Raw genomic sequence first — 25,082 nt, 5'->3', positions numbered from 1 at the left:
GCAGCGGGCCGACCACCTGGGCCGGGAAGATCCCTACCAGCAGGCAAGTGAACACCAGCAATTCGACCGGCGCGCGCATCCAGCGCGGTGGCTCGTGGGGCGTGTGAGGCAAATCGGTCGCGGGCGGACCGAAGAACACATCCACGGTGAAACGCAGGGAGTACGCCACACTGAACGTCCCGGCAATCGTTGCCACGATCGGCAAGCTCAACTCGACCCAGCGCGTGGCATTGATGAACACGGTTTCGGCGAAGAACATTTCCTTGGACAGGAAGCCGTTGAGCAACGGTACCCCGGCCATCGAGGCGCTGGCGACCATGGCCAGGGTGGCGGTAAACGGCATCAGCTTGTACAGGCCGCTGAGCTTGCGGATGTCGCGGGTGCCACTTTCGTGGTCGATGATCCCAGCAGCCATGAACAGCGAGGCCTTGAACGTCGCATGGTTGAGGATGTGGAACACCGCTGCCACGGCGGCCAGCGGGCTGTTCAAGCCGAGCAGCAGGGTGATCAGGCCGAGGTGGCTGATGGTCGAGTAGGCCAGCAAGCCCTTGAGGTCGTTCTGGAACATCGCGCAGTACGCACCGAGCAACAGGGTGCAGGCACCGGCGCCGCTGACGATGTAGAACCACTCTTCACTGCCCGAAAGCGACGGCCATAACCGCGCAAGCAGAAACACCCCGGCCTTGACCATGGTCGCCGAGTGCAGGTACGCCGACACGGGCGTCGGCGCGGCCATGGCGTGGGGCAGCCAGAAGTGGAAGGGGAATTGCGCACTTTTGCTCAGGGCGCCGATCAGGATCAGGGGCAACAGAATCGGGTAGAGGGCATGGGCGCGAATCAGGTCGCCCGCAGCCAGGACCTTGTCCAGGTCGTAGCTGCCGACCACATGCCCGAGCAGCATGACCCCCGCCAGCAGGCACAAACCGCCCGCGCCGGTCACCATCAGCGCCATATAGGCGCCGCGCCGCGCATCGGCGCGATGGTGCCAGTAGCCAATCAACAGGAACGAGAAGAGGCTGGTCAGTTCCCAGAAAAACACGATCTGGATCAGGTTGCCGGAGATCACCAGCCCGAGCATGGCGCCCATGAAGGCCAGGAAAAACGCGAAGAATCGTGGCACCGGATCGTTCGGCGACATGTAGTAGCGGGCGTACAGCGAAACCAGGGTGCCAATGCCCAGCACCAGCATGGAGAACAGCCAGGCGAAACCGTCCATGCGCAGGACGAAGTTCAGGCCCAGGCTGGGCAGCCAGGAAAATTCTTCGCGAATGACGCCACCGTGGGCGATCTGCGGGTACAGGAACGCGACCTGAACGGTGCCGATAAGGGCGATCAGGCCGGCCAACAGGGATTCGGCGTTGCGTGCATTGTGCGGCAACACGGCCGCCAAACAGCTGCCTATGAAAGGCAGAAGCAGTAGAACTATCAGGGACATAGGCTTCTAATCTGCGGAAGTTTGTGAAGCATCATACGTGCCAGCTCCCGGATCACCAAACGCCAAGCTGTCGCAGAATCCTACACGGTAGTCGGAAAAGCCCTGATTCACATTGTTTCAGCGGGGAGTCCGTTCTGATGCCATCGTGATCTGAGCTGCTCGCGAAGGCGTGTACATATCCGTTGCTGCGGTAACGGCGACTTTGGGTTTCGCCCTTACGGCGACTCACTTTTTTTACAAGCGCCTAAAAAAGTAAGCAAAAAAACGCTCGCCCCGAACGTCCGGCCCCTCGCCAAGGCTCGGGGTTCCTTCGCTCCGGCATTCATCCGGGGGCATTGCCCTCCGGTCGGCTTCGCTCGACCCACATGCAATGGGTTCGACTGCGTCGAACGGCGCTACGCGCCCATCCCCGGATGAACGCCTCCGCTCAGCCTGCCGAGCTAACGCTCGGCCTTGTAGGAGCGAGCTTGCTCGCGATGGACGTCAACGATGACGCGGGCTGCCTGAATGCCCGCGGTGTCCCGGCGTTTTTCGCGAGCCAGCTCGCTCCTACAGGGGGAACGCGTTCATCTGTGGTCAGGCCGGCCGGTAGGCCGCCTCGCTTTGGCTTTGACTTTTTGATCTTCTTGCCCCCTCGAGGGCATGCCGAGCCTTGGCGAGGCACCGAACGAAAGGGGCAAGAGCCCTTGGTTACTTGGGGCCAGGCGGCGCTCCGCTTTTCCAAGTAACCCGCCGTAAAGGCGGAACCGTTAGCTGCCGTTACCGTAAAAATGGATATACACACGGAAAAAAACGACTATCAGCGAATAAAGTGAATCTTCCCGCTGTCATCATTACCCATGTAGATGCCATAAACCCCAGCCTGCCGCTCCTCGATATAACGCTCAAGGATCTGCCGGATCGCCGGGTAGTAGATGCTGTCCCAGGGAATGTCCTCAGGCGCGAAGAATCGGTAGTCGAGGGTTTCCGGACCATACTGCCCGGTGATCTCCAGCGCGATGGCGCGAAAGATGATGTACACCTCGCTGATCTTCGGCACGCTGAAAATCGAGTAGGGCGAGACGATTTCCGCGCGCACGCCGCTTTCTTCCCAGACTTCGCGCAAGGCCGCCTGCTCGGTGGTCTCGCCGCTTTCCATGAAGCCCGCGGGCAGGGTCCAGGTGCCGGGGCGCGGCGGGATGGCGCGTTGGCACAAGAGGTACTTGCCGTCCTGCTCGATGATGCAGCCGGCAATGATTTTCGGATTGACGTAATGGATGTAGCCGCAGCCGCGGCACATCAGGCGCTCGTGCGTATCGCCCGGCGGCAACTGCTGACCGAGATCAGCGCTGCCGCACCTTGGGCAAAAGCTCGGGCTGAACATCTCAGCGACCTATGCGCGGTTCTTTCAAGGCGATGGGCAGGGTGATCTGCGGCGTGGCGCCGGGTTCTTCCTGCTTGCGCTTGAGGTAGTCCAGGGCCACGGCAGCCGCCGCACGCACGTGGTCGACGCAAGCCTGGTGGGCGGCCAGCGCATCACCGCTCTTGATCGCTTCGACCATGCGTTCCATTTCCTGGTTGCTGGCGCCGCGACGGTTTTCCTGGGACACCGAGGTCGCGCGCAGGTAGCTGATGCGTGCCTGCAATTGGCGCAACTGAGTGGCCGCGACATGGTTGCCCGAGCCTTCGAGCAACACGTCGTAGAAGCCTTGCACCGAGTCGATGACCTGTTGCAGTTCGCCGTCCTTGAGCGCCTTGCGGTTTTCTTCCAGGGCTTTTTCCAGGGCCTTGATGTCCTTGGCCTTGGCGCGCAGGGTGAACAACTGCACGATCAGCCCTTCGAGTACGCAGCGCAGCTCGTAGATGTCCACGGCATCGGCCAGGGTAATGATCGCGACACGCGGGCCCTTGGCATCGGCGAATTCCACCAGGCCTTCGGATTCCAGGTGACGCAAGGCTTCGCGCACCGAGGTACGGCTGACGCCCAGGCGATCGCACAGATCGCGTTCGACCAGACGGTCTCCCGGCAAAAGCTGGAAGTTCATGATGGCGCTTCGCAATTTATCCAGCACGATTTCGCGCAGGGTGACGGGGTTGCGATTGACCTTGAAGCTGTCGTCGAGTGGCAGGCGTTTCATGGGGTCCGCTCTGATTGTGGCTGTCCATGCAAAAAGGAGCACTGCGATTACGGGAATCCATGTGCTCGGTCAGATCAAACAGCCAAGGGTTAACTGGAGGCCTCGGCATCGGCTTCGGCGAAGGCTTCACGGGCGAGCCGGAAACTGTCTACGGCAGCGGGGACACCGCAATAAATGCCGACCTGAAGCAATATTTCGCGTATTTGCTCACGACTCAGGCCGTTACGCAAGGCGCCGCGCACATGCAGCTTGAGTTCGTGCGGCCGGTTGAGGGCCGAGATCATCGCCAGGTTGATCATGCTGCGCTCCTTGAGCGACAAACCCTCTCGACCCCAGACATGACCCCAACAGTATTCGGTGACCATTTCCTGAAGGGGGCGGGTGAAGTCGTCGGCGTTCTCGATGGAGCGATTGACGTAGGTTTCGCCCAAAACCTGGGTGCGGATCTTCAGGCCTTTTTCGTATTTTTCGTTGTTCATTTGCGTAGCTCCCGTGGGCTCAGAGGCCGCCCATCAAGGTGTATTTGAGTTCCAGGTAATCCTCGATGCCGTACTTCGAGCCTTCACGGCCCAGCCCTGAGGACTTGATCCCGCCAAACGGCGCGACCTCCGTGGAAATCAGGCCTTCGTTGATCCCGACCATGCCGTACTCCAGCGCCTCGCTCATGCGCCAGGCGCGGCCCAGGTCGCGGGTATAGCAGTAGGCAGCCAGGCCGAACTCGGTGTCGTTGGCCATCTCGACGGCCTGGGCCTCGGTATCGAAGCGGAACACGGCGGCCAGTGGACCAAAGGTTTCATCGCGGGCGACTTTCATCTGCGTGGTGACGCCTGTGAGCACGGTCGGCTGGAAGAAGCCGTTGCCCAGCGCATGGCGCTCGCCGCCGCACAGCAGTTGTGCACCGTGGGCCAGCGCGTCTTGCACGTGGTCTTCGACCTTGGCCACGGCACGCTCGTTGATCAGTGGCCCCTGGGTGACTCCGGCGTCGAAGCCGCTGCCGACCTTGAGCTGCGAAACCCGCTCGGCCAGGCGATTCACAAAGGCATCGTGGATTCCGGCCTGCACCAGGAAGCGGTTGACGCAGACGCAGGTCTGCCCGGCGTTGCGGAATTTGGCGATCAGCGCGCCGTCGACGGCGCGTTCCAGATCGGCGTCGTCGAAGACAATGAACGGCGCGTTGCCGCCCAGTTCCAGCGAGACTTTTTTCAGGGTCGGTGCGCACTGGGCCATCAGCAGTTTGCCGATGGCGGTGGAACCGGTGAACGACAGTTTGCGTACCAGGCTGCTGCCGGTCAGCTCACCGCCGATGGCGATGGCGTCGCCGGTAATCACGTTGAAGATACCCGCCGGAATGCCAGCCTGTTCCGCCAGCGCGGCCATGGCCAGTGCCGAGAACGGTGTTTCCGGAGCCGGCTTGACGATGCACGGGCAACCGGCCGCCAGTGCCGGGCCGGCCTTGCGGGTGATCATCGCCGCCGGGAAATTCCACGGCGTGATGGCCGCAACGACGCCAATCGGCTCCTTGCTGACCACGATGCGCGCATCGCCCTTGTGGCTGGGAATGGTGTCGCCGTAGATGCGCTTGGCCTCTTCGGCGAACCATTCGATGAAGCTCGCGGCGTAGAGGATTTCGCCCTTGGCTTCGGCCAGTGGCTTGCCTTGTTCGAGGGTGAGGATCTCGGCCAGGGCGTCGGCGTTTTCCAGCATCAGCGCGTGCCAGCGCTTGAGCGTATTGCTGCGCTCTTTGGCGGTCAGCGCACGCCAGGCTGGCCAGGCGTTGTTGGCGGCGTCGATGGCCAGGCGCGCATGCTCGGCGCCGAGGTTCGGTACCTGGCCGATCAGTTCACCGGTGGCCGGGTTGAAGATGTCCTGACAGGCGCCATCCGGCGCGTCCAGCCACTGGCCATTGATGTAGGCCTGCTGACGGAACAATTGCGAGGCTGCTGGGCTCATGCCGGCTCCTGAGAAAAGAGAGGGTTACCTGTAGGAGCGAGCTTGCTCGCGAAAAACCCGAGAACGCCAAGGGCTGTCAGGCAGCACGCGTTATCGTTCACGACCATCGCGAGCAAGCTCGCTCCTACAGGGTCTGTGTCAAGCCAGGGTGGGCAGTGGCCCCAGCTTGCCTTTGTGGTAGATCATCGGCGTCACCGGTTGCTCGGGCAGGATCAGGTTCTTCACCGCGCCGACGATGATCGCGTGATCGCCGCCGTCATATTCGCGCCACAGTTCGCACTCGATGATCGCCGTGGCCTTGGCCAGGATCGGGTTGCCCAGTTCGCTCAGGTGCCACTCGATGCCTTTGGCCTTGTCCTTGCCTTTACCGGCAAAGGCATAGGCTTCGGCGGTCTGCTCGGCGGACAGCAGGTGAATCGCGAATTGCTTGCTGTCGCGCAACACCGGGTAGGTGTCGGAGCCGTAGTTGGGGCAGAACAGCACCAGTGCCGGGTCGATCGACAGCGCACTGAAGGCGCTGGCGGTGATGCCGACGATGCCGCCGGCCGGGTCCAGGGTGGTGACCACCGTGACCCCGGACGGAAACGAACTCATCACGTCTTTGTAAATGCCGGGTTCGATCATTTTCCAGGACTCCTAGCGCATCACGAAGGGATCAGGCATCGGTGCCTGGGACAGGTTGATCCACACCGTTTTCAGCTCGGTGTAGGCCAGCACCGAATCGATGCCGCTTTCGCGTCCATAGCCGCTGTTCTTGAAGCCGCCGATCGGCGCCATGGCCGAGACCGCGCGGTAGGTGTTGACCCAGATGATCCCCGAACGCACGTCCCGGGCCAGGCGATGGGCGCGGCCCAGGTCGCGGGTCCAGATGCCGGCGGCGAGGCCGAATTGCGAGTCGTTGGCAATCGCCAGCGCTTCGGCTTCGTCCTTGAATCGGATGACCGAAGCCACCGGGCCAAAGACTTCTTCCTGCATGATCTTCATCGAATTGCGGTCGCACTCGAACAAGGTCGGCTCGTAGAACCAGCCGTCGCCCAAGTTATCCGGACGCTTGCCACCCAGGCGCAAACGCGCGCCTTCGGCAATGGCGTCGGCCACCAGGCCTTCGACCACGGCCAGTTGCTGCGCGGTGGCCATCGGGCCCATTTCACTGCTGTCGTCCTGCGGGTTGCCAATGCGGATGCGCTGGGCGCGTTCAACCAGGCGGCCGACGAATTCGTCGTAGATTTCGTCCTGCACCAGCAAGCGCGAACCGGAGACGCAGCTCTGCCCGGAGGCGGCATAGATCCCGGCGATGGCGCCGTTGATCGCGCTGTCGAGGTCGGCGTCGGCGAAGATGATGTTCGGCGATTTGCCGCCCAGTTCCAGCGACAGCTTGGCGAAGTTCTCCGCGCTGCTGCGCACCACATGCCGCGCGGTGGCCGCGCCGCCGGTGAAGGCGATCTTGCGCACCAGCGGATGGCGGGTGAGGGCGGCACCGGTGCTTGGGCCATAACCGGTGACGACGTTGACCACCCCCGGCGGGATCCCGGCTTCCAGCGCCAGGCGAGCCAGTTCGAGAATGGTCGCCGAGGCGTGTTCCGACGGCTTGATCACGATGGTGTTGCCCGCGGCCAGCGCCGGGGCCAGCTTGATCGCGGTCAGGTACAGCGGGCTGTTCCACGGAATGATCGCGGCCACCACGCCCATGGCTTCGTGCACGGTGTAGGCAAACAGGTCCGGCTTGTCCAGCGGCAGGGTGCCGCCTTCGAGCTTGTCGGCCAGGCCTGCGGTGTAGTGGAAGAACTCCGGCAGATAGCCGACCTGGCCACGGGTCTCGCGGATCAGCTTGCCGTTGTCGCGGCTTTCCAGCTGCGCCAGTTGTTCTTTGTTCTCGGCGATCAGGTCGCCCAGGCGTCGCAGCAGTTTGCCGCGAGCGGTGGCCGTCAAGCCGCGCCAGGCCGGGCTGTCGAAAGCCGTCTGCGCAGCCTGCACGGCGCGTTCGACATCGGCTTCGTCAGCATCGGGCAGTTCGGCCCAAGGCTCGGCCAGCGCGGGGTTGAGGCTTTCGAAGGTCTTGCCGGACAGGGCATCGACCCATTCACCGCCGATGCACATCTGGAAGCGTGCGAGTGTCATGCAACGATCCCCTTGATCTGGTTTTGTTTGGCGTGCGCGGTCTGCAGAAACTCCAGCAACAGCTGGTTGACCAGGCGCGGCGATTCTACGGGCATCATATGCCGTTGCTCGGCGAGGACGGCAACGGTCGCGCCGGGAATGCGTTCGGCCAGTTGCCGGGCCATTTCCGGGGTCGAGCCCGGGTCCAGTTCGCCGGTGGCGATCAGCGTCGGCACCCGGATGCTGGCCAGGTCGTCGGCGCGGTACATGTCCTGGGTGGCGAACAGTTCATATGTGGTCAAGTAACCCTGAGGGTCATTGCCGGCCAGGGTCTGGCGAATCGCGGCGATCTGCGCCGGGTTCGCAGCCTGGTATTCACGGCTGAACCAGCGCGACAGCGCCGCTTCGGCATTGGCGTCCGGCCCGTGTTCGGCAGCCTGACTGGTGCGGGCGATGACCCCGGCACGCTGTTCGGCGCTGCGGTTGAACACGCTGTTGAGCACCACCAGACCTTCCAGGCGTTGCGGGTAGTGCAGGGCAAAGGCCCGCGCCACCAACCCGCCCATGGAAAAGCCGATCACCGTTGCCTTGGGCAATTGCAGGTGGTCGAGCAGCTCCAGCAACTGGTCGGCGTAGCCGAGCAGCGGCGTGCCGCTCTCCGGGCGCGGGCTGGCGCCATGGCCGAGCATGTCGTAGGCGATGACGCGATAGTTCGTGGCCAGGCCAACGATCTGACCGCCCCACATTTCTTTGTTCAGGCCCACGCCGTGGATCAAGACCACGGGCTGGCCTTGGCCGGTCGCCAGGTAACTGGTGCCAGCCGGGGTGAGTTCAGCGGTGAGCCGAATCATGGAGCGCTCCTGCAATGCCTTCTTGTTGTCGTTCTGCTGGCCGGTTACTGGGCTTTTTCGGCTGCCAGTTCTTCCAGGTCGATGTAGCGGTTGCCAATGCGCGGGTGCAGGCGGCCGCCGTCGGCGCAACCCAGGACCACGACGATTTCGTCGGCACGTGGTGCGTCTTCGATCTGCATTTCCAGGGTGATGTAGTGCGAGCGCAGGCCTTCGTCGTCCTTGTGCATCATCGGGATCTGGATCGAGGTGCCCGGGCCGCCGCGCTTGTTGGTGAAACTCAGGTAGCTCTTGGCCTTGACCGCTTCGCGGTAATGGTTGCCGAAGCGCAGGGTGTGGATCACCGCCGAAGCGTGTTCGATTTCGCCATCGGCGCCGACCACGGCCGCCTTGCCATAAGCCTCGATCTTCTCGGCACCGCCGATGATACCCACCAGGCGCTCAACCATCAGTGCACCGAGGTCGGAGCAGTTGGCGCGGATCTGTGGTTTCAGGTCTTCGACAAAACCGTTGCCCAGCCAGGGGTTTTTCATCACCACGGCCAGACCGACCATGGTCACGGGCTTATCGGTGGCTTTGCCGCCTTCAATAAAGGTTTCTTCGACATAGCTGACGATCTTGCGGATTTCGAAACTCATGAGCTGCTCCGTAGAGGTTTGGGTGTCTGTGCGTCTGATGGTATACCATAATACCTGAAGCACAAGTCCCCGAACGGAGTTTCTGGCTGGATGGCGATAAAAAGCGTGCGGCGAGGCGCTATTCGTGGCGGGAAGGACTTATAAAAGGCGTAAAAAAACCCGGCTGATGAGGCCGGGTTTTTCGTTGAGTCCTGCGGTAAAGCACTGCATTCAGACAGCGCGGCTTTCGATCAGACGGTCGGAACCACCTTCAGCGACGCGGTTTTGCAGCAGCTTGTCGGAGCCGCCTTCGGCTACGCGGTTTTGCAGCAGCTTGTCGGAACCGCCTTCCGCAACGCGGTTTTGCAGCAGCTTGTCAGAGCCACCTTCAGCGACGCGGTTTTGCAGAAGTTTGTCGGAGCCACCCTCGGCCACACGGCTTTCAATCAGACGATCCGAGCCGCCTTCAGCGACCACAGGTTGAGCAGAGGTAGCGGCGAAAGCGTTAACTGCGAAAACCGAGAAAGCGATGCTGAGGAGGGTCTGGCGTTTCATGATGGTGTGCTCCGGGGTGCTTATGGGTTGGTATGGAGCAGATGTTACGCCGTGGATTTTTTAAGAGAACTTCATTGAATCAATGGTGACTATCGACGCAGTCAATGGATCGCAGATCCTTGTGGGAGCGGGCTTGCTCGCGAAGGCGGTGTGTCAGTCGCCATCAATGTTGAATGTGCCGGCCTCTTCGCGAGCAAGCCTGCTCCCACAGGGTTCGTGGTGTTAGCGGGAAATGAGCCCGTGATCGATGGCGTATTTGACCAGCGCCGCCGGCTTGTCGATGTTGAGCTTGCGCCGAATGCTCAAGCGGTGTGTCTCCACCGTGCGCACGCTGATATCCAGTTCCCGGGCCATTTCCTTGTTGTTCAGCCCTTGCGCCATCTTCGACAGCACCTGGCTTTCCCTCGGGGTCAGTTCGTTGTCGGTGTTCCTGTCGGCGATCAACCGCTGGGCGATTTCCGCGCTGTAGAAGGTTCCGCCGCTGCTGATGGCTTCGATGGCGGCGATGATCTCCCGTGACGGGGCGTTCTTGAGCACGTAGCCGCTGGCGCCGGAGCGCACCGACTCACTGACGTATTCGTAATTGTCGTACATGCTCAGCACCAGCACCTTGAGCGACGGGTACTGGCTGCGCAGCACGCGGGTCAGTTCCAGGCCGTTCATGTCCGGCAGACTGATGTCGACCAGCAGCAGGTCGGGCTGGCAGCGTCCGACCATCTCGATGGCCTCGGCGCCGTTTTCCGCTTCGCCGACCATTTCCAGGGGCGACATCACGGCCAGTAGCGCCTTGATGCCGTCGCGGACCAGGGAGTGATCGTCGACCAGGGCGACGCGGATCGGGGAGGGCAGGTTCATTGCAGCTATTCACTCTTGTAGTTTTGGGCCGGGTCAGCGTTATGCGTCCGGTTTCATTGGCAGCCGTACGTCCAGCTCACTTCTGCCCGGCATCGAAATCAAATCGAAGCGCCCGCCAAAATGTTCGACGCGTTCGCGGATGTTACGCAAGCCAATGCCGGCCTGGCGACGTTCGACCTGGGCAACGTTGAAACCGATGCCGTCATCGACCACCGTCAGCCGCACCGATTGTTCGCAGCCGCGCAGGGTAATGGACACATGCTTCGCCCGGGCGTGGCGTTCGATATTGGTCAGGCCTTCCTGCACGATGCGAAACAATGCGACGGCGGCACCGTCGACCAGTTGGCAGTCGAATTCATTTTCGTCATAGGTCACGGTCAGCCCGCTGCGCTGCTCGAATTCCGCGGCCAATTGGCCGATGGCCGCCGGCAGGCCGAGGGTGTCGAGCAAGGATGAGCGCAGGTCGTGAGAGAGGCTGCGGACTTCACCGATGGCATCGCCCAGGCGCTCGGTGGCGTCTTTCAGCGCATTCAGGCCCTTGTCGTGGGCTTGCCCACTTTCCAGCAGATGGCTGGCCAGTTCGAACTGAAACTTGATCGAGACCAACACCTGGCTGATGCCGTCGTGCAACTCGCGGGACACCCGTGATCGTTCTTCCTCCTGCAGGCTGACGATGCGTTGGGTCAGGCGCTGCAGTTTCTTGTCCGCCAGGCGATGCTCGCTGACGTTGAGGGTCATGCCCGTGGCGAAGACGAACAGCACCGCGACGAGGGCAACCACGGCAATCGCCATCATGGTCTTGCGGATGCCCATGGCCACTTCGGCACGGGCCTGCTGGGTGGCGCGTTCGACATCCTCGAGGTAGATGCCGGTGCCGAGCATCCAGCCCCAGCGATCGAGCATCACCACGTAGGCGAGCTTGTCGGTCACCTGGCCGGAGGAGGGTTTGTTCCAGGCGTAGCGTTGAAAGCCTTCGCCCGATTGTGCGCTTTTGAGCAGCGCCTGAATCACCGGCAGGCCGTGGGGGTCTTTCATGTCCCACAGGTATTGCCCCACCAGCTCCGACTGCCGTGCATGCATCAGGCTGCGGCCTTCGCGGTCGTAGACAAAGAAGTAGCCATTGATGCCGAAGCTGAGCTTGCGCAGTTCTTCCAGCACTTGTTGCTGGGCATGGGTGTCGCCGTGGCCGTCGTCGTACAGCGGCGCGATCAGGCTTTGCGCCATTTCCACGTAGTTTTTCAGTTCCGCGCGCTTGCTCGCCAGAATGCTGTCTTCGATCAGCTGCGCCTGCTGATCGCCCAATTGGCGGTTGAGGGAAATCACCAGCGCGCAGATGACGGCAATGGCCAGCACCAGCGGCAGAATCCCGAGGGCGACGATCTTGTGTTTGAGCTGCATGTTGACTCCTGCCCGCGCGAAGGCTCGGCATCATATGCCAAAGATACGCCCTGTAGGAGCGAGCTTGCTCGCGAAAAAGGTACAGCCGACACCACTCAGCGCCTGGAATACCATCGCGAGCAAGCTCGCTCCTACAAGGGGGAAGGGCGTGTTCTACGTAGAACTACGTAGACGCCGCGTACGTAGTAACGCGGATTTATTTGTGGACGGCATGCGCAGATATTGGGCCAGCTCCGCACCGCGGACACAATTATAAAAATTACCGCCGCAGTCACGAGCTGTCGGCAGGAGACCCTCTATGCCCCGTCTGGCTAAACACCTCGCCTGGTTTGCCGTGGCTGTCCTGGGAGCGATTGCGCTGAGTGTCGTGGCCCTGCGCCGCGGTGAAGCGATCAACGCCCTGTGGATCGTAGTCGCAGCAGTCGCCATCTACCTCGTTGCCTACCGCTATTACAGCCTGTTCATCGCCAATAAAGTGATGCAGCTCGACCCCAATCGGGCAACTCCGGCTGTGCTCAACAATGACGGTCTGGACTACGTACCGACCAACAAACACGTACTCTTCGGTCACCACTTCGCGGCCATCGCCGGTGCTGGTCCACTGGTCGGTCCGGTGCTGGCGGCGCAGATGGGCTACCTGCCCGGCACGCTGTGGCTGATCGCCGGCGTGGTGCTGGCCGGTGCCGTCCAGGACTTCATGGTCCTGTTCATGTCCACCCGCCGCAACGGTCGCTCCCTGGGCGACATGGTCCGTGAAGAAATGGGCCGCATCCCCGGTACCATCGCGCTGTTTGGCTGCTTCCTGATCATGATCATCATCCTCGCGGTGCTGGCGCTGATCGTCGTCAAGGCCCTGGCCGATAGCCCGTGGGGCATGTTTACGGTGATGGCGACCATTCCAATCGCGATGTTCATGGGCGTCTACATGCGCTACATCCGCCCGGGCCGCATTGGTGAGATCTCGGTGATCGGCGTTGTGTTGCTGCTGGGCTCGATCTGGCTGGGCGGGCAGATTGCCGCCGATCCGGTGTGGGCCAAAGCCTTTACCTTCACCGGTATCCAGATCACCTGGATGCTGATCGGCTACGGTTTCGTCGCTGCCGTTCTGCCGGTATGGCTGATCCTGGCACCCCGTGACTACCTGTCGACCTTCCTGAAAATCGGCACCATCGTCGCCCTGGCCATCGGCATCCTGGTGACCATGCCCGAGCTGAAAATGCCGGCCCTGACCCAATTCATCGACGGCACCGGCCCGGTATGGAAGGGCGGTCTGTTCCCGTTCCTGTTCATCACCATCGCCTGTGGCGCGGTGTCGGGTTTCCATGCGCTGATCGCCTCCGGCACCACGCCGAAGCTGCTCGCCAGTGAAGGGCATGCCCGTTATATCGGTTACGGCGGCATGCTGATGGAATCGTTCGTGGCGATCATGGCGATGGTTGCCGCGTCGGTGATCGATCCTGGCGTGTACTTCGCCATGAACAGCCCGGCTGCGGTGGTTGGCGCCGATGCGGTTACCGTTGCGCAAACCGTCAGCAGCTGGGGCTTCGCGATTACTCCGCAAGCCCTGCAAGCGGTGGCCCACGACATCGGTGAAACCACCATCCTGGCCCGTGCCGGTGGTGCGCCGACCCTGGCGGTGGGGATCGCGCAGATCCTGCACCACGTATTGCCGGGCGAGAACACCATGGCGTTCTGGTACCACTTCGCGATCCTGTTTGAAGCGTTGTTCATCCTGACCGCGGTCGACGCCGGTACCCGTGCCGGGCGCTTCATGCTCCAGGACCTGCTCGGCTCGTTCGTGCCGGCCCTGCGCCGTACCGAATCCTGGACCGCCAACCTGATCGCCACCGCCGGTTGCGTGGCCATGTGGGGTTATCTGCTGTACCAGGGCGTTATCGATCCATTGGGCGGCATCAACACCCTGTGGCCGCTGTTCGGTATCTCCAACCAGATGCTGGCCGGTATCGCGCTGATGCTCGGCACCGTGGTGCTGATCAAGATGAAGCGCCAGCGTTATGTCTGGGTGACCTTGCTGCCAGCGGTATGGCTGCTGATCTGCACCACCACCGCCGGCTTCATCAAACTGTTCGACGCCAACCCGGCGATCGGCTTCCTCGCCCTGGCCAAGAAGTACAGTGATGCGCTGGCCAACGGTCAGGTGCTGGCCCCGGCCAAGAGCATCGACCAGATGCAGCACGTGATCTTCAACGCCTACACCAACGCAACGCTGACCGCGCTGTTCCTGTTCGTGGTGTTCAGCATCCTGTTCTTCGCGCTCAAGGTCGGTATCTCCGCCTGGGGCAGCAAGGAGCGTACGGATAAAGAAGCGCCATTCCAGGCCGTGCCGAATGCATAGGCGAGGAGGGCAGCATGTTCAATGACCTGAGTCGCCTCGGTAAATACCTCGGTCAGGCCGCGCGCCTGATGGTCGGCATGCCCGACTACGATAACTACGTCGAGCATATGCAGACCAAGCACCCGGACAAACCGGTGATGAGCTATGAGATGTTCTTTCGCGAGCGTCAGGAAGCCCGTTACGGCAGTAAAGCCGGACCGAAGTGCTGTTGAGCGAAACAAAAAAACCGGCTGAAAGGCCGGTTTTTTATTGCGTGCAGGAACGCACCGGATGTTTCAGGCCGCGTGGCAATCCGAATCGTCGCCGCCACTTTTATCCCGGGTCATGGCAGTGCTGTCCACCTTTTGACCCTGGGGCTGAGGATCCGGCCTGGCGATCTTGAGCGCATGGTCGGCAACCTTGGCGTTATGCATCAGGCGACAGAACACGGCGGCGACGATGATCGACAGCAATATCCAGATGACAATGATTTTGAGGAGCATGGTGAAACCTCTTGCGGCAAACGATCCTTCCGATCGCCAACATCCTTGTAGCAAATAACAATAATGCATTGTGGCAGGTGTTCATGATCTTGCCGATGCTCTTGCGAGCTGCTGCAGCTTCGTGCTGATTTGAACTGTTTATCAGCTATCTCCCCGGTGGCAGCGACAGTTTCCCGGAGCGGTACTTTAATGGATGTTCTGGAGCGACTGATCACGGGGCCATCATAGCCTTAAGGCTATGGATCCCATACCGAAAAGCTATTTCATCAATCGGTGATCCGGATCCACGCTCAAAGGTGGTTAGCTGAAAACAAAATAAAGAGGAGATGCCATGTCAACTGAATCGAAATGCCCGTTCAATCACGCCGCTGGCGGTGGCACGACGAACCGCGACTGGTGGCCGAACCAACTGAACCTGAAGATCCTGAGTCAACACTCGCCCAAGTCTGACCCGTTGGGGGGCGACTTCAACTACGCCGAAGCCTTCAAGAGCCTGGACTTCCAGGCGTTGAAAAAAGACCTGACTGCGCTGATGACCGACTCCCAGGACTGGTGGCCGGCGGACTTCGGTCACTATGGGCCTTTCTTTATCCGCATGTCCTGGCACGCCGCAGGCACCTATCGCACCGGTGACGGCCGGGGCGGCGCCGGTTCCGGCCAGCAACGCTTCGCACCGCTCAACAGCTGGCCGGACAACGTCAGCCTCGACAAGGCCCGTCGGCTGCTCTGGCCGATCAAGCAAAAGTACGGCAACAAAATCTCCTGGGCCGACCTGATCGTCCTCGCCGGCAACGTTGCACTGGAGTCCATGGGCTTCAAGACCTTTGGTTTTTCCGCTGGTCGCCCGGATGTCTGGGAACCGGACGAAGACGTTTACTGGGGCTCGGAAAGCAAGTGGCTGGGTGGCGACGTGCGTTATGGCAAGGATGCCGGACAAAATCCCGTAGAGCGCACTCTGGAAACCCCTCTCGCAGCCGTGCAGATGGGCCTGATCTACGTAAACCCCGAAGGCCCTGAAGGCAACTCTGATCCGGTTTCCGCCGGGATAGATATCCGTGAAACCTTTGCGCGCATGGCAATGAACGACGAGGAAACCGTCGCGCTGATCGCGGGCGGTCACGCCTTCGGCAAAACCCACGGTGCAGGTACCGTCGATCATGTCGGACCTGAGCCCGAAGCCGCCGGCCTCGAACTGCAGGGCCTGGGCTGGAAGAGCACGTTCGGTACCGGTAAAGGCGGCGACACCATCTCCAGCGGCCTGGAAGTGACCTGGACGACCACGCCAACCCAGTGGAGCAACAACTACCTGGAGAACCTGTTCGGTTACGAATGGGAACTGACCAAGAGCCCGGCGGGGGCCAACCAGTGGAAGCCGAAAAGCGGCGCTGGCGCCGGCACCATTCCGGATGCCCACGATCCGTCAAAACGGCGCGATCCGACCATGCTGACCACGGACCTGTCGCTACGCTTCGACCCGATCTATGAACCGATTTCCCGGCGCTTCCTGGCCAATCCAGACCAGTTGGCCGACGCCTTCGCCCGTGCCTGGTACAAGCTGATTCACCGTGACATGGGCCCGCTCTCGCGTTACCTCGGCCCGGAAATGCCGAACGAAGAGCTTCTGTGGCAAGACCCGATCCCTGCCGTCGATCATCCGCTGGTCAATGACAGCGACGTGGCGGGCCTGAAAAGCAAGGTGCTGGCGTCCGGCCTGTCGGTCTCGCAGCTTGTATCTACAGCTTGGGCGGCGGCTTCCAGCTTCCGTGGCTCCGACAAGCGCGGCGGTGCCAACGGCGGGCGTCTGCGCCTGGCGCCGCAGAAATCCTGGCCGGCCAACCAGCCGGGGCAACTGGCCAATGTGCTGGCCAAACTCGAAGGCATCCAGAAGGAGTTCAATAGCGCGCAAACCGGTGGCAAGAAAATCTCCCTGGCCGACCTGATCGTGCTCGCCGGTGGTGCGGGTGTCGAACAGGCTGCAAAAAACGCCGGCCACAGTGTGACGGTGCCGTTCAGCCCGGGACGCATGGACGCCAGTCAGGAACAGACCGATGTCGACTCCTTCGGCTACCTTGAACCGATTGCCGACGGCTTCCGTAATTACCTGAAGCAACAGTACCGTGTGCCGGCCGAAAAATTGCTGATCGACAAGGCGCAACTGCTGACGCTGAGCGCACCGGAAATGACGGTATTGCTGGGTGGGCTGCGGGTGTTGAACACCAATGTCGGGCAAACCCGGCATGGCGTGTTCACCCAACGGCCGGAGACGCTGACCAACGATTTCTTCACCAACCTGCTGGATATGGGCGTGGAATGGAAGCCCGTGTCGGATGCCCAGCAAGAGTATGAAGGGCGTGATCGCAAAACCGGTGCAGTGAAGTGGACGGGCACCCGAGTTGACCTGGTCTTCGGTTCGAACGCGCAGTTGCGTGCGCTGGCCGAAGTCTATGCCTGCGCCGATGCGCAGCAGAAGTTCGTCAAGGACTTCGTCGCCGCCTGGACCAAAGTGATGAACCTGGATCGATTCGATCTGAAATAGGGGAGGTTGTCGTAACGTTGGTATTGCCGGCAAAAAAGTACCCCGGCTCGCCCTCCGGCTCCTGCTTCAGCGGAGGGCGTCCGGCGACCATGAACCTTGGCGGTCATGGCCCGGTCCCAGATGAAAGCTGAATGGTGTTTAGCGCGAGTCAGCTTTCAATAAATGAGCGGTTCTCTTCTCGAATGACGCGCGCAGCATCATCGTATAGAAACGGCAGAAACATATAACGGCGACCTTGGGTTACCGGGGTGGCTTCGTGCAACAGTGAGCACGAAAACACCACGGCCCCTCCTGTTGGAGCGCTGTAAAGTACTTTTCCATACTCTGGAAAATGCAGAAAACCACCGTCGTACTCTTCCGCATTGAGAAACAGGGAAACGGCAAAGCGGCGATGCGCCGTACCCTTCGTGGTGTTATCCCGATGGGGCCGGAAATGCCCGCCTTCCTCGCTGTTGTAGCAGGCCACCAGGTAGCGCTCCATTCGAGTGGCATTGAACTGGAACGCTTGATGTAGCTGTGGAAGCAGACGGTTGGCTATACGCAACACACAGGCTTTGGTTAGAGCCTGATCTTCAATCACGCAGTCACGACGTCGTTTGTGGTTATGGTCGGTGATCTGGACGGTTTTACCCGATTGCTCGGTCATGAACCCGGATTCCTCTCCGCCACGTTCGTCGTAATAACGTATCAGTGCTTTACACAGCGAAGGCTCGAATATACGGGGAACCACCAGGACTGGTGCGTGTGGAGTGGCGGCGCGTGGCGGAGTCGGTGCGGGCAATCTATCCAGAAAGCGCATCAACAAGGGGACATGGTTATCAACCGGTGCTTCTATCGGGACGACGGCCAGGACACGTAGCGCATGATCCAGCACATAGGTCATTTGCCTGATACTGCCGTCTGTTTGCAACGTACCGTAGAGCTTGCTGACTGACCGATCGAAATCCCAAATGAAGCGCATGCCAGGTATCGAACTTTCTACCCGCTTGAGCTTTTCATCATCCGGATCTACGGAAACACCAAAGAAGCAAATGTGATCGTCATCGAACCGCTGGCGATGGGTCCGAATACCTTCCAGAATTTTAATTGATGCCGGATCAGCCGCAGAACCGAAAAAATAAAGCACGACATACCGACCGGCGATAGTGTCGAAACAAAAGCGTTCCCTTAGTTGAGTTCGGCAATAGAACCAAGGGGCTGGTTGACCGACTGAAAATGCTGAGGCGCGCATCACAACTCCTTGCCGGTTGGCCGTGGTTGCGGGTAAAGCTAGTTCAGTCTTGTTGATGTTGCCCGGAGCGCTGATGGCGACTCCTCATTCATGACGTGTCTCTCTGGTTTACCAGGCTTGTCATGCCTGGGCGTCGGCAGACCAGGCCTCGATCACCGATTGCAGGAACTGCTCCGACAATCGAGGGTTGTCCAGGGCCCTGGCGATCAGTATTGCCCCTGTGATCGATGACAGGATGCGCAAGGCTTGCTGGTGCTTTTCCTCATAGGTATCGCCGTCGACCAATGGCATCAGCGTTTCGATCAGGGTCTGCACGCCTTTGGTGAACGAGTGGCTGACCGCTCCGCCGTTGCGCGCGACATCGGCACCCAGGGCGGGGATCGGGCAGCCTTCGGTCCAGTTGCTCAGGTGGGCTTGGGTCAGGTAACCCTTGAGCAGTTCGGGGATGGATTTGGCCGCTCGCCAGTCTTCGATGTTGGTTTCGAACGTGCGGCTCACGGCCTCCGACGCCAACTGCTCCTTGCCACCGGGGAACTGTCCGTAAAAGCCGCCATGGGTCAGGCCCACCGAGCGTGAAAGCTCGCCGATGCCAATGCCGTCGATGCCTTTTTCCCGGTACATCCTCGAGGCCGCGCCGAGGATCGCTTCCTTGTTGGCCGCTGCCTGGTCTTTTGTCACTTTCATGAGTGGGTCCTGTCATCCGACGAGCGCCCTGGCAAATTTTTGCGGGGGGCTGGTATTTATGATGGTCGTAATATAAATTCGCTGCAATGGCTTTGCCGGTCCCGAGCCCGTGGCTCAAGTCAAAACACCTCACAAGGTGCTGGCCCATGAAACGTAATGATCTGCGCAGTATCGACCTCAATCTGCTGGTGGTTTTCGAGGTGCTCATTCAGGAGCGCAATGTCAGTCGGGCCGCAGAAAGACTTTGCCTGGGGCAACCGGCGGTCAGCGGTGCATTGGGCCGTTTGCGCACGCTGTTCAACGACCCTCTGTTTAAACGCATTGGCCACAAAATGGAACCGACCACCCGAGCCTTGCAGGTGGCGCAAATGCTTGGGCCCGCATTGGACTCCATCTGTTCCGTCGTCAGTCTGACGGCTTCCAGTAAAAAATCTAATTAATTCATAGGCTTGATCTGAGTATTCGTTTTTTTTGTTCTTAAACATGATAGTCATCATTAATGATGATAGCCAAGTTCACTCCGTTCAATTCGTCGCTGCCCCCTGTGCGGCCGAGAATTCTCCAACCCCTAAACCGTCAGGCGGACACCCCCATGGAACAGTCACTCAAACCTTTGCGTTATCCCCTTGTTGCATTGGCGTTGGCGACCATCACTGCTTGCGGCCACGCACCCGATGCCGCCCAGGCTCCGGGTGCGCCGCATGTCACGGTCGCCAAAGTGCTCGAGCAACCCATCACTGAATGGGATGAGGTCACCGCCCGCCTGGAAGCGCCGGAAACCGTCGTGGTTCGCCCGCGGGTTTCGGGGCAGATCGATCGTGTCGCCTTCACGGATGGCGAGTCGGTAAAGAAAGGGGATTTGCTGTTCCAGATCGATCCACGGCCGTTCGAGCACGAAGTGCATCGCCTTGAAGCGCAGTTGCAGCAAACTCGCGCCACGCTGGTTCGAACCGGCAACGAAGCGCAACGCGGCCAGCGCCTGCTGAGCAGCAATGCCATTTCTGCGGAACTGGCCGACACGCGCAGCACCACCGCCCAGGAAGCCAAGGCCGCCGTCGATGCCGTGCAGGCACAACTCGATCTCGCACGCCTGAACCTGAGCTTCACCCGCGTCACCGCGCCGATCACCGGCCGGGTCAGCCGTGCCGAAATCACCGCTGGCAACATCGTCACCGCCGACACCTCGGCGCTGACCAGCGTGGTCTCCACCGACAAGGTCTACGCCTATTTCGACGCCGACGAACGCCTGTTCCTCAAGTACGGCCAACTCTCCCGCGAAGGCCGGCGCAGTCAGTCCACGCCGGTGTACATGGGCCTGTCGAACGAGGAGGGCAACAGCCACCTGGGGCAGATGAACTTTGTCGACAACCAGGTCAATCCCAAGACGGGCACCATTCGTGGTCGCGCGGTGTTCGACAACGCCGATGGCCAATACACCCCGGGCTTGTATGCCCGATTGAAGCTGGTGGGCAGCGCGGCCTATGCCGGCCTGCTGATCAAGGACGAGGCAGTGGGCACCGACCTGGGCAAGAAGTTCGTGCTGGTGATCGACCAGGACAACAAGGCCGTGTACCGCAGCGTCGATCTGGGGCCGAAGCTCGAAGGGTTGCGCATTGTGCGCAGCGGTTTGCAGAAAGACGACCGGATCGTCATCAACGGTCTGCAACGGGTTCGTCCCGGCGCGGTGGTCGCGCCTCAGGATGCGCCAATGGCCGATGCGCAAACCGTCGCCACCCTGGCCCGTCAGCGGCAGGCCATCGAGGCGGGTAATCAGCCCGTCGCTCCGTCACCGGCGCTGGTGAAAACCGATGCTGCCGTTTCACCACGCGGATAAAGGAACACAGCCATGAAGTTCTCCCAGTTCTTTATCACGCGGCCGATCTTCGCCGCCGTGCTGTCGCTGCTGATCCTGATCGCCGGTGCCATCGCGCTGTTCCAGTTGCCGATCAGCGAATACCCCGAGGTGGTGCCACCGACCGTCGTCATTCACGCCAACTACCCGGGCGCCAACCCCAAGGTGATTGGCGAAACCGTTGCCGCGCCACTCGAACAAGCCATCACCGGCGTCGAGAACATGCTGTACATGTATTCGCAGTCTACCGCCGATGGCCGGCTCACCCTCACGGTGACCTTCGCCCTGGGCACCGACCTGGACAACGCCCAGGTGCAGGTACAGAACCGTGTCACGCGCACCGAGCCAAAACTTCCCGAAGAAGTGACGCGCATCGGTATCACCGTGGACAAGGCGTCGCCCGAGCTGACGATGGTGGTGCACCTGACCTCGCCGGACAAGCGCTACGACATGCTGTACCTGTCCAACTACGCGATCCTCAACGTCAAGGATGAGCTGTCGCGCCTGAACGGTATCGGTGACGTGAAGATGTTCGGTATCGGCGACTACTCGCTGCGTATCTGGCTCGATCCGAACAAGACCGCTTCACGCAACCTGACCGCGACCGATGTGGTCAACGCGGTCCGCGAACAGAACCGTCAGGTCGCTGCCGGCCAATTGGGCGCACCGCCTGCGCCCAACGCCACGAGCTTCCAGATGTCGATCAACTCCCAGGGGCGGCTCGTCACCGAGGAGGAGTTCGAGAACGTGATTGTCCGCAGTGGTCCGGACGGCGAGATCACTCGCCTCAAGGACATTGCGCGGATTGAGCTCGGCTCCAACCAGTACGCCCTGCGCGCACTGCTCAATAACCAGGAAGCGGTGGCGATGCCGATTTTCCAGCGCCCGGGTTCCAATGCGATCGACGTCTCCGACCAGGTGCGGGCGAAGATGGCCGAGCTGAAGAAGGGCTTCCCGGAGGGCATGGACTACGAGATCGTCTACGATCCGACCATCTTCGTCCGCAGTTCGATTGAAGCGGTGGTTCACACGCTGTTCGAAGCACTGATCCTGGTGGTGCTGGTGGTGATCCTGTTCCTGCAAACCTGGCGCGCCTCGATCATTCCGCTGGTCGCCGTACCGGTGTCGTTGATCGGCACGTTTGCCGTGATGCACCTGTTCGGTTTCTCGCTCAATGCCCTGTCGCTGTTTGGCCTGGTGCTGGCGATCGGTATCGTGGTCGATGATGCGATCGTGGTGGTGGAGAACGTCGAGCGCAACATCGAGTTGGGCCTCGAGCCGATCGAGGCCACCAAGAAAGCCATGGGCGAGGTGACCGGACCGATCATCGCCACCGCGTTGGTGTTGTGTGCGGTATTCGTGCCGGCAGCGTTCATCTCGGGCTTGACCGGGCAGTTCTACAAGCAATTCGCCCTGACCATTGCCATCTCGACGGTGATCTCGGCGTTCAACTCCTTGACCCTGTCGCCGGCATTGGCCGCGGTATTACTCAGGGCCCACGGCGCGCCGAAAGACCGTTTCTCCAAAGTGCTGGATCGTCTGTTCGGTGGCTGGCTGTTCAAACCCTTCAACCGTGTATTCGAAAAGGCCAGCCATGGCTATGTGGTTGCCGTCGCCAAGGTCATTCGTGGCAGCGGCGTGGCCTTGCTGGTGTATGCCGGGCTGATCGCCATGACGTACATGGGCTTCAGTACCACGCCGACCGGTTTCGTGCCGACCCAGGATAAAAAATACCTGGTGACTTTCGCGCAACTGCCGGACGCCGCCAGCCTTGATCGCTCGGAGTCGGTGATCCGGCGCATGAGCACCATCGCCATGAACGAGCCGGGTTTCGACAGCGCGGTGGCGTTCCCCGGACTGTCGATCAATGGCTTCACCAACAGCCCGAACGCTGGTATCGCCTTCATCGGCTTGCGGCCCTTCGATGAACGCAAAGACCCGAGTCTGTCGGCAAAGGCCATTTCCGCGTCACTGAACGCCAAGTTCGGCAGCATTCAGGACGCCTACATCGCCGTGTTCCCGCCACCGCCGGTTCAAGGCCTGGGCACCATCGGCGGGTTCAAACTGCAGATCGAAGACCGCGGCAACCTGGGTTATGAAGCCCTGTACAAAGAGACCATGAACGTCATCGCCAAGAGCCGCAGCGTTCCGGAGCTGGCCAACCTGTTCACCAGCTTCACGGTGAACGTGCCGCAGGTCGACGCCGCGATCGACCGGGAAAAGGCCAAGACTCACGGCGTCGCCGTCAGCGATATCTTCGATACGTTGCAGGTGTACCTGGGTTCGCTGTATGCCAACGACTTCAACCGTTTCGGCCGCACCTATCAGGTCAACGTTCAGGCCGACCAGCAATTCCGCCTGGAGCCGGAGCAGATCGGCCAGTTGAAGGTGCGTAATGATCATGGGGAAATGATCCCGCTCGCCACGTTCATCAAGGTCAGCCCGACGTCGGGGCCTGATCGGGTCATGCACTACAACGGCTTCATCAGTGCGGAAATCAACGGAGCGGCGGCGCCCGGCTTCAGCTCCGGCCAGGCCCAGAAAGCCATCGAGAAACTGCTCAAGGAAGAGCTGCCCAACGGCATGACCTACGAATGGACCGACCTGACCTACCAGCAGATCCTGTCCGGCGATACCGCGTTGCTGGTGTTCCCGCTCTGCGTCCTGCTGGCGTTCCTGGTGTTGGCGGCACTGTATGAAAGCTGGAGCCTGCCGCTGGCGGTGATCCTGATCGTACCGATGACCCTGTTGTCGGCGATTGCCGGGGTGATCATCTCAAAGGGCGACAACAACATCTTCACCCAGATCGGCTTGATCGTGCTGGTGGGCCTGGCCTGCAAGAACGCGATCCTGATCGTCGAGTTCGCCAAGGACCGGCAGGACCAGGGCCTGTCGCCGCTGGACGCAGTACTCGACGCTTGCCGCATGCGTCTGCGGCCGATCCTGATGACCTCGATCGCTTTCATCATGGGGGTGATCCCGTTGGTGACGTCCACCGGAGCCGGTTCGGAAATGCGTCGGGCCATGGGGGTCGCGGTGTTCTCCGGAATGCTCGGGGTGACCTTCTTCGGGTTGCTGCTGACGCCGGTGTTCTTCGTCCTGATTCGTCGCTACATCGAGCGTAAAGCCGCGCGCAAGGCGGCCCAGGTTCACTCGCTCAAGGTTATTGATTCGGAGGCACACTGATGAACGCTTTCAAGCTGTTTTTACCGAGTCTGCTGGTCACCGCGTTAGCGGCATGCACGGTCGGGCCGGATTACAAAACCCCGGACACGGCACCCGCCCATGTCGTTTCGGCACAAGGGGCCAATTACGATCAAACGCGTTTCGAAACGCTGTGGTGGCAGCAATTCGATGACCCCACGCTGAACCAGCTGGTCGGCAAAGCGCTCGACGGCAACCGCGATCTGCGCGTGGCCTTTGCCCGCTGGAAAGCCGCCCGGGCCATCCGCGACGACGTCAGCAACGACAACCTGCCGGTGGTCACCAGCCGTGTCAGCAGTCTGCAGGGCAAGTCGCAGGTACCGGGGCTGACCGAGCACCGGGTCAACACCGAACGCTACGATCTGGGCCTGGACATGGCTTGGGAGATCGATCTGTTCGGGCGCATCCAGCGCGAACTGGAGTCCAGCGATGCCCGGGAAGACGCCACGGCGGCGGACCTGTACCAGCTGCGGGTGAGCATGATCGCCGAACTGGTGGATGCCTATGGTCAACTGCGCGGAGCACAACTGCGGGAAAAAATTGCCCTGGCCAACCTCAAGAACCAGAGTGAATCGCGCACCGTGACGGTGAGCCTGCGAGACGCTGGCGTGGGTAACGAACTCGACGTGGTGCGTGCCGATGCCCGGTTGGCGGCCGTCGAGGCCAGCGTGCCGCAACTGCAGGCGGAGCAGGTGCACCACAAAAACCGCATCGCCACGCTGCTGGGCGAACGCCCTGACACGCTGAGCATCGACTTGAGTCCAAAGGACTTGCCGGCCATCGCCAAGGCGTTGCCGATTGGCGATCCCGGCGAGCTGTTGCACCGGCGCCCGGACGTGCTCGCGGCAGAGCGCCGGTGCAACAG

22 protein-coding genes are annotated in these 25,082 nt (G+C 61.0%); 7 read left to right on the top strand and 15 right to left on the bottom strand.

The window, feature by feature from the left end:
• The 12 genes from ACCD00_RS23625 to ACCD00_RS23570 all read right to left on the bottom strand — a co-directional run.
• Positions 1 to 1,435 (bottom strand): proton-conducting transporter membrane subunit (locus tag ACCD00_RS23625; protein ID WP_413427772.1); only part of this gene is annotated, 1,435 nt, incomplete at its 3' end.
• Between the two features lie 799 nt (positions 1,436 to 2,234).
• The gene (locus ACCD00_RS23620) at positions 2,235 to 2,798 is read right to left on the bottom strand and encodes an NUDIX hydrolase (protein ID WP_413427771.1); all 564 of its coding nucleotides are present in this window, start codon (positions 2,796 to 2,798) and stop codon (positions 2,235 to 2,237) included.
• Position 2,799: 1 nt separating this feature from the next.
• On the bottom strand, positions 2,800 to 3,552 hold the full coding sequence (locus ACCD00_RS23615) for a GntR family transcriptional regulator (RefSeq protein WP_413427770.1): 753 nt from the start codon (positions 3,550 to 3,552) through the stop codon (positions 2,800 to 2,802).
• An 89-nt stretch (positions 3,553 to 3,641) separates the two neighbouring features.
• Positions 3,642 to 4,031 carry a carboxymuconolactone decarboxylase family protein gene (locus ACCD00_RS23610; protein ID WP_154908677.1) on the bottom strand — a complete coding sequence of 130 codons (390 nt, stop codon included), beginning with the start codon at positions 4,029 to 4,031 and terminating at the stop codon, positions 3,642 to 3,644.
• A gap of 19 nt (positions 4,032 to 4,050) precedes the next feature.
• Positions 4,051 to 5,502: an NAD-dependent succinate-semialdehyde dehydrogenase gene (locus ACCD00_RS23605; RefSeq protein WP_413427769.1), complete on the bottom strand. Its 1,452-nt coding sequence runs from the start codon at positions 5,500 to 5,502 to the stop codon at positions 4,051 to 4,053.
• A 138-nt stretch (positions 5,503 to 5,640) separates the two neighbouring features.
• Positions 5,641 to 6,126: a flavin reductase family protein gene (locus ACCD00_RS23600; RefSeq protein WP_413427768.1), complete on the bottom strand. Its 486-nt coding sequence runs from the start codon at positions 6,124 to 6,126 to the stop codon at positions 5,641 to 5,643.
• Positions 6,127 to 6,138: 12 nt separating this feature from the next.
• Positions 6,139 to 7,620 carry an aldehyde dehydrogenase gene (locus ACCD00_RS23595; protein WP_413427767.1) on the bottom strand — a complete coding sequence of 494 codons (1,482 nt, stop codon included), beginning with the start codon at positions 7,618 to 7,620 and terminating at the stop codon, positions 6,139 to 6,141.
• Entirely contained in the window at positions 7,617 to 8,450 is an 834-nt protein-coding gene (locus ACCD00_RS23590; protein WP_413427766.1) for an alpha/beta fold hydrolase, read from the bottom strand. Before ACCD00_RS23590 ends, ACCD00_RS23595 begins: the two co-directional genes overlap by 4 nt.
• A 44-nt stretch (positions 8,451 to 8,494) precedes the next feature.
• Positions 8,495 to 9,085, bottom strand: a complete 591-nt coding sequence (locus ACCD00_RS23585) for an amino acid synthesis family protein (protein ID WP_007978708.1) — start codon at positions 9,083 to 9,085, stop codon at positions 8,495 to 8,497.
• Positions 9,086 to 9,295: 210 nt separating this feature from the next.
• Complete coding sequence (locus ACCD00_RS23580) at positions 9,296 to 9,619, bottom strand: hypothetical protein (protein ID WP_413427765.1); 324 nt, start codon at positions 9,617 to 9,619, stop codon at positions 9,296 to 9,298.
• Between the two features lie 222 nt (positions 9,620 to 9,841).
• Positions 9,842 to 10,474: a response regulator gene (locus ACCD00_RS23575; RefSeq protein WP_057396633.1), complete on the bottom strand. Its 633-nt coding sequence runs from the start codon at positions 10,472 to 10,474 to the stop codon at positions 9,842 to 9,844.
• 39 nt (positions 10,475 to 10,513) lie between these two features.
• The gene (locus ACCD00_RS23570; protein ID WP_413427764.1) at positions 10,514 to 11,872 is read right to left on the bottom strand and encodes a cache domain-containing protein; all 1,359 of its coding nucleotides are present in this window, start codon (positions 11,870 to 11,872) and stop codon (positions 10,514 to 10,516) included.
• A 298-nt stretch (positions 11,873 to 12,170) separates the two neighbouring features.
• Here ACCD00_RS23570 and ACCD00_RS23565 point away from each other — a divergent pair, with 298 nt between their 5' ends.
• Both ACCD00_RS23565 and ACCD00_RS23560 read left to right on the top strand, forming a co-directional pair.
• Complete coding sequence (locus tag ACCD00_RS23565; RefSeq protein WP_413427763.1) at positions 12,171 to 14,228, top strand: carbon starvation CstA family protein; 2,058 nt, start codon at positions 12,171 to 12,173, stop codon at positions 14,226 to 14,228.
• Positions 14,229 to 14,242: 14 nt separating this feature from the next.
• On the top strand, positions 14,243 to 14,440 hold the full coding sequence (locus ACCD00_RS23560) for a YbdD/YjiX family protein (protein WP_201119648.1): 198 nt from the start codon (positions 14,243 to 14,245) through the stop codon (positions 14,438 to 14,440).
• A 63-nt stretch (positions 14,441 to 14,503) separates the two neighbouring features.
• Here ACCD00_RS23560 and ACCD00_RS23555 read toward each other — a convergent pair whose 3' ends face one another.
• Positions 14,504 to 14,710: a hypothetical protein gene (locus ACCD00_RS23555; protein ID WP_413427762.1), complete on the bottom strand. Its 207-nt coding sequence runs from the start codon at positions 14,708 to 14,710 to the stop codon at positions 14,504 to 14,506.
• Positions 14,711 to 15,041: 331 nt separating this feature from the next.
• Here ACCD00_RS23555 and katG point away from each other — a divergent pair, with 331 nt between their 5' ends.
• Entirely contained in the window at positions 15,042 to 17,246 is a 2,205-nt protein-coding gene (gene katG, locus ACCD00_RS23550) for a catalase/peroxidase HPI (protein WP_413427761.1), read from the top strand.
• 148 nt (positions 17,247 to 17,394) lie between these two features.
• Here the strand turns inward: katG and ACCD00_RS23545 are convergent, their stop codons facing one another.
• The gene (locus ACCD00_RS23545; protein WP_413427760.1) at positions 17,395 to 18,477 is read right to left on the bottom strand and encodes a 2OG-Fe(II) oxygenase; all 1,083 of its coding nucleotides are present in this window, start codon (positions 18,475 to 18,477) and stop codon (positions 17,395 to 17,397) included.
• Between the two features lie 120 nt (positions 18,478 to 18,597).
• Positions 18,598 to 19,161: a TetR/AcrR family transcriptional regulator gene (locus tag ACCD00_RS23540; RefSeq protein ID WP_413427759.1), complete on the bottom strand. Its 564-nt coding sequence runs from the start codon at positions 19,159 to 19,161 to the stop codon at positions 18,598 to 18,600.
• Positions 19,162 to 19,307: 146 nt separating this feature from the next.
• Here ACCD00_RS23540 and ACCD00_RS23535 point away from each other — a divergent pair, with 146 nt between their 5' ends.
• The 4 genes from ACCD00_RS23535 to ACCD00_RS23520 form a co-directional block, all read left to right on the top strand.
• The gene (locus ACCD00_RS23535) at positions 19,308 to 19,601 is read left to right on the top strand and encodes a LysR family transcriptional regulator (RefSeq protein ID WP_413427758.1); all 294 of its coding nucleotides are present in this window, start codon (positions 19,308 to 19,310) and stop codon (positions 19,599 to 19,601) included.
• Between the two features lie 152 nt (positions 19,602 to 19,753).
• Positions 19,754 to 20,995, top strand: coding sequence for a multidrug efflux RND transporter periplasmic adaptor subunit MexE (gene mexE, locus ACCD00_RS23530; protein WP_413427757.1), 1,242 nt, complete (start codon positions 19,754 to 19,756; stop codon positions 20,993 to 20,995).
• Between the two features lie 12 nt (positions 20,996 to 21,007).
• A complete protein-coding gene (locus ACCD00_RS23525; protein ID WP_413427756.1) occupies positions 21,008 to 24,199 on the top strand; it encodes an efflux RND transporter permease subunit in 3,192 nt (1,063 codons plus the stop codon).
• On the top strand, positions 24,199 to 25,082 hold an 884-nt coding region (locus ACCD00_RS23520; protein ID WP_413427755.1), incomplete at its 3' end, for a TolC family protein. The genes ACCD00_RS23525 and ACCD00_RS23520, both read left to right, overlap by 1 nt.

Origin of the sequence: Pseudomonas sp. Pseusp3 (genome assembly GCF_047304225.1) — a bacterium.
GTDB lineage: Bacteria > Pseudomonadota > Gammaproteobacteria > Pseudomonadales > Pseudomonadaceae > Aquipseudomonas > Aquipseudomonas fluorescens_CD.
This window is presented reverse-complemented; position numbering and strand designations above follow the sequence as displayed.